Source organism: Neptunomonas sp., from assembly GCF_041601355.1.
Taxonomy (GTDB): Bacteria; Pseudomonadota; Gammaproteobacteria; order Pseudomonadales; family Balneatricaceae; genus Neptunomonas.
On the sequence record NZ_JBFIIH010000183.1, the window covers coordinates 1 to 5,547 of the forward strand.

The window sequence follows — 5,547 nt, forward strand, 5'->3', positions numbered from 1 at the left end:
ACAATTAATGATGGAACATCTCACACAAATTCTCCTTTTGCTGGCCGTGACAATTGCTGTCGTTGTGGCTTTTCAGCGCCTTCAGATACCCACCAGTCTCGGCTATTTGCTGGTGGGGGTGATTCTTGGACCACATACGCTGGGGCCAACGGTTGCATTGCAGCAATTCTCATCGCTGGCAGAATTTGGCGTCGTCTTTTTGCTATTTACGATCGGGCTTAGTTTCTCATTACCCCAATTGAATGCGCTGCGGCATCAGGTTCTTGGGTTGGGAAGCGCCCAGGTTTTCCTCACTACCTTGCTTGTTGGAATACTCGTGTGGCTCGCAGGGTTGCCTGTCCCTGCAGCGTTCGTCTTCGGTGCTGTCTTCGCCCAATCCTCGACTATCATCATTGCCAGCCTGTTGAAGGAACAAGGTGAAGAGAACTCTCAGCATGGTCGTCTCGGAGTCGCTATGTCGGTATTTCAGGACGTCACCGCCGTTCCTTTTTTGGTGATCATCCCTGTGCTGGGTGTTTCAGTGGCAGCCGATGTTCTGCTGGGTGCCCTTGTATGGGCGCTGGTTAAAGCAGTAGTAGCATTCGCGCTGGTTTTCTTTGCCGGACGCTGGCTGTTGGGTCCCCTGTTTCATCTGGTTTCGAAACGCATGAATCTGGAGATTTTCACACTGGCGGTGCTGTTAGTCGTATTGCTCGCGGCATGGGCTACCAACAGCCTGGGCTTGTCTCTGGCATTCGGTGGGTTTCTTGCCGGGATGATGCTGGGCGATACGGAATTTCGCCATCAGGTTGAATCGAGCATACGTCCTTTCCGTGATGTATTGCTGGGGCTGTTTTTTATTGGTATCGGGATGCTTATTGAGCCAGCCGCGATACTGCCAATATGGCATTGGTCGTTGCTCGGCGCATTGCTCATCCTGACCAGCAAGTTACTGATCGTGGCCGGGATGGTACGCAAGAGCGGGATTGATGTTCAGGTTGCCTGGCGCACCGGATTATTGTTAAGCGTGGGTGGTGAGTTTGGTCTCGCTCTCATCGCTATCGCGTTGGACTCCTCTGTGATCGACGGGCAATTGGGGCAGATATTGATCACTTCTGTGCTACTTTCGCTGATTGCTGGTGCGGCGCTCATCCGTTTTAATGGCGTTATTGCGGCATGGATGGTTGGCAGACCGCCTGGTGAGCATTCCGGAATTGCGGATTCGCTGGACTCTCCGGAAAAGCAAGTTGTGATTGGTGGCTATGGCCGTGTTGGTCATACTATTGGCGTATTATTGCATTCAAAGGGTATTCCGTTTGTGGCCTTTGATACGGATCCGGAGCGGGTAAAGCAAGGCAGGGCTATGGGGCATAAGGTATCTTTTGGTGACATTTCCGATCCGGAATTACTCTCTGTCATTCACTTGGATCGTGCCGCTCTCGTCGTACTTACCGTTGATAACCCCCACACGGCGTTGAATGCGATTTCGTTTTTGGGAAGAATCTGTCCGCAGACTCCGGTTATCGCGCGCGCCAGGGATCTTGAGATGAGTGGGAGTCTGTTGAAAGCCGGTGCAAGCTATGCCTACCCGGAAACAATTGAAGCGAGCCTGCGTCTAGGCGAGATGGCCTTGCAGTTACTCGAAGTTCCGTCTGAAGAAGTTGAAGAACTAATACAAGATGTTCGCGATTGGGATTATAAGCCTGTACTGGAAACAGAGGATAACAAGCAGGGATGAACATTGAATTTTCTCCTGAGTTGATGCTCAGGCAGCGAATACATAACTTCTGAATACTTAAGATACACAGCGCGCATATCAAATAGCCCTGGAGGGCGTAAGTTTTAGATTCAGGCTTACTTATCACATGCGCGCAATTGTTTTTAGGTTAACTTGATTCAGTGGAAGGTTATAGAGTGCTATCGTAGAAAATCATGGATCTGCTCTTTTATTGGTTTTATTGCCCTTTAGCTCAGTGTGACTGCGAGGCAGGGGAAAGGCCTGATAAAAGCATATCCTCGAACCTCAAAAGGAGAGCGAAAATGACAACTTCAAAACCTATTCCCAAAGGCGATCATGGTATTACCCCTTATCTGATTATTAAAGGTGCAGATACTGCCATTCAGTTTTATACACGGGTATTCGGCGCAAAAGAGATCGGGCGTTTGGTGATGCCTGGTGGTGTGATCGGGCATGCCGAGATGCAAATTGGCGATGCCAAATTCATGTTATCTGAAGAGAATATCGAATGGGGTAACACCAGCCCGGCGACTTTAGGCGGAACCCCTGTAACCATCGCCCTATACGTAGATGATGTTGATGCAACCTACCAACTTGCACTTGATTCAGGTGCAACAGGAACTATGCCGGTTAAAGATGAATTTTACGGTTTACGTGTGGGGGTATTTCTGGATCCCTTCGGACACAAGTGGCATATAATGTCGCACATCGAAGATGTAACTTTTGACGAGATGCAGAGACGTTGCGATGCAATGTTTGCATGACATATCGGCTAACACTTCAGAGCCTTCTGAAGCGAATAAATGGGGCGTGCAGTTATTTAGTCCCTTCTTTTTAAATTGAATAATCACAAGGATGTAAGGTTTGTAAGGCCTCGTAGTTTTCATTTTTAAAATGAGAGTAACTGCCTTTGATACCTGCAATAGGCGGGTTGATTATGCCCCGGCTCCGTTCATTAGTAACCCTTTGATAGTCCGTAAAAAGATCAGCCTTTTGTGATTGTTTGTTGAGTATGGCGGGTTAATTTTGACCCGCTTAGATGCATGAGCGATGCTGTGATGAAGGATATTCCTATTTATTTCAATCCATTAGGTAATGAGGACTATTGGCGCGAAGTTTGCTGATAGCTATGTAGCTAAATAGCTCGATAAGTAGCAATGGTATGATCTGTGACGTTTGACGCTGATGTCTCTAATCATAGCGCGACTGATTCAGGCGTTAGGCGTGAAGAGTGCAGGTCGGTAGGTTTGCCATAGAAGGATTAGCGGAGAGATATAATGGAATCAGACATAGTTGCCGGAAGCGCAGTTGGATTAACCGCCGAATATATTGTGGGCCTTTCAATACTCGCTACGGTTGGTCTTGTTGTCATGTGGGGCATGTTCTGGAGTTCAGTGGCAAAATCAAATGAAAGTATTTCAGGTATCCTGAAAAGTCCTGCATTTTTCAAAGTTGTTACTGTCATCGGTGTCATTGCTGCAACGGTTGTTTTAAGTTTAGCAGGCCGACTTGAAGGCAATATTACGGGGGCAATACTCAGTGGTATTGTTGGTTACGTGCTTGGTCAATTGTCGGGTAAGCTTGAGACTGACGATAAGCCTGCAAAAAACTAGCTTGCTAGGTTTTTGTTGCAATTGTCACTGATTATGGCGCTTATTGGTGGCCTTCTTGAGTGTTGAACGCCAATCACAATTCAGGAAAATATTATGTTTGAAATTAACCACCAGGTCGGTATCAAGGCATCTCCTGAGAAAATTTATCACGCATTGACTACAGATGAAGGACTCACTAATTGGTGGACTAACGATATATCCGGGGCAGGCAATGTTGGTTCTATCATTAAATTTCGTTTTAATGGCGGCGGTCCTGATTTTTCAGTGACAGAACTTGTTGAAAATAAAACAGTGCGCTGGAAGCATTCTGGTAGCACACCGGAAGCGTGGATGGGCACCGAAATACTTTTCCAAATACAAGCCGGTGATGACCAAACCTATGTTCGTTTTACGCACTCTCATTGGAAAGAGTCTACTGACTTTCTGGCACATTGCAGCACTAAGTGGGCAGTATTCTTACTCAGTCTTAAAGATTACCTTGAAGCTAATCAAGGTAGGCCGTTCCCAAATGATGTGCAAATAAGCCATTAAAGATAGCCCAGTGCTGCTTTTTTCGTTAACTGAGGTCTACTGGTTGTGTGGCAGTTGAATAACTGCGGAATGTCTGAATCGGTTAAGCTAATGATATCAGAGGGTTCATTTCAAATAAGAACTATGAAGAATCTCAAGCCGTATTATTGGTCATAGTGATGCGTCAATCCTGACTCGAATTATGCAGGGGGCAGCCAGCGGCGCTGCCTGCGGTCGTCATGAGTTTCCCTGGAGCGGAGCAATAGATAGGACCTGCCTCGTAACACGTGTGCGCCGTCTCAAATAAATCAACATGATTCGTATCGGTTGAGGCCAATATATATAAATTATATTGATACGCATCATACCCTCTTTGACTTATGATTAGGTCGTTCAAACTTCAAGACTTTAATATTACTTTGCAACCAGGAATATTTCAGATGTGGAAGCCAGGCATCAGCGAAAACTGCATATGTAGCTTGCTGCTATTTTTTTCAAACGGATATTTTACGTTTTACCAGAGGATGTAATGAATAATTCAAGCGCGTCATTAATAAGAACGGCTTTTGCAAAAGTTTTCACACTGATATTTTTTGGATTAGCTGTGGTTATTATTTTTTCATTATTTTTCAACGTTGTGGAAGGTATAATCAATAAAGAAAATATCACTGAGGTGTTATTGAGTAGTATAAATACGGGAATTATCGGATTAGCTGTTTTTGAATTAGCCTTGATTATAAATAAAGAATACTCAGGCCCTATCGAAGACGATGAGAAAGACGCTGTCGGAACCTTGCGGGAAACACTCCCCCGTTTTATCGGAACTGTTTGCGTTGCTTTATCTCTGGAAGGGTTGATTATGGTCATTAAATATAGTCAATTGGATTTGGCCGGTAATTTATACTACCCGGTAGCAATTATTATCAGTACGGCATTCCTTTTATCAGCATTAGGTCTTTTCATATACTTAACAGATAAACGAAGTTAAACAGACATAAGATAAAAGGAGTTCAAAGCATGCTCGATCGTTCTATGACCGCTATTATAACCACCGGCAATGGTGGTTATGAGCAATTGGTCTGCAAAGAGGTTGCAGTTCCTCAGATCAGTAAAGGGGAGGTGTTGGTTAAAGTATTGGCTGCCGGCGTTAACAACACGGAGATCAATACGAGGCTGGGATGGTATTCTTCATCAGTTAAGGGCTCTACTAACGACACATCGGAGTCGAAGGAAGAGCTCGCGGCTCAAAAGGCAGACGGTGGCTGGAATAAGCAAACGTCTTTCCCGTTGATTCAAGGCACCGATTGCTGTGGACTAGTGGTGAGTGTGGCAAGCGATGTTGACGTTGGGCTTATGGGTAAGCGGGTACTTATTCGTCCGTGTATTCGTGAACACGGTTTTGGCTCCTTAGATAATGTCTGGATGGGATCAGATTTTGATGGTGCGTTTGCTCAATATGTAAAAGTCCGGGCGAGCGAAGTGTTCCCGGTGATCTGTGACTGGACGGATGCAGAGCTTGGCAGCATACCTTGCGCTTATGGCACATCTGAGAACATGATCCACCGTGCTGATGTAAAATCAGGCGAAACGGTCTTGGTCGTGGGAGCATCAGGAGGTGTGGGCTCTGCTTCGGTGCAGTTATCTAAACGCAGGGGTGCAAAGGTTATCGCCATTGCCGGAGAAGCAAAGCATGAAAAGGTATCGCAG

The 5,547-nt window shown here is 45.9% G+C and carries 6 protein-coding genes; all 6 read left to right on the top strand.

All coding sequences use genetic code 11. From position 1 onward, the window contains the following. Positions 1–1,717 (top strand): cation:proton antiporter (locus ABY436_RS18540; protein ID WP_372740411.1); only part of this gene is annotated, 1,717 nt, incomplete at its 5' end. Between the two features lie 302 nt (positions 1,718–2,019). Further along, positions 2,020–2,481 (top strand): VOC family protein, encoded by a 462-nt coding sequence (locus tag ABY436_RS18545; RefSeq protein WP_372740412.1) that lies wholly within the window; start codon positions 2,020–2,022, stop codon positions 2,479–2,481. A 513-nt stretch (positions 2,482–2,994) separates the two neighbouring features. Continuing rightward, positions 2,995–3,330 carry a hypothetical protein gene (locus ABY436_RS18550; RefSeq protein ID WP_372740413.1) on the top strand — a complete coding sequence of 112 codons (336 nt, stop codon included), beginning with the start codon at positions 2,995–2,997 and terminating at the stop codon, positions 3,328–3,330. A gap of 93 nt (positions 3,331–3,423) precedes the next feature. Further along, positions 3,424–3,861, top strand: a complete 438-nt coding sequence (locus tag ABY436_RS18555; RefSeq protein WP_372740414.1) for an SRPBCC domain-containing protein — start codon at positions 3,424–3,426, stop codon at positions 3,859–3,861. Positions 3,862–4,369: 508 nt separating this feature from the next. Next, on the top strand, positions 4,370–4,828 hold the full coding sequence (locus ABY436_RS18560) for a hypothetical protein (RefSeq protein WP_372740415.1): 459 nt from the start codon (positions 4,370–4,372) through the stop codon (positions 4,826–4,828). A 29-nt stretch (positions 4,829–4,857) separates the two neighbouring features. After that, on the top strand, positions 4,858–5,547 hold a 690-nt coding region (locus ABY436_RS18565), incomplete at its 3' end, for an alcohol dehydrogenase catalytic domain-containing protein (protein WP_372740416.1).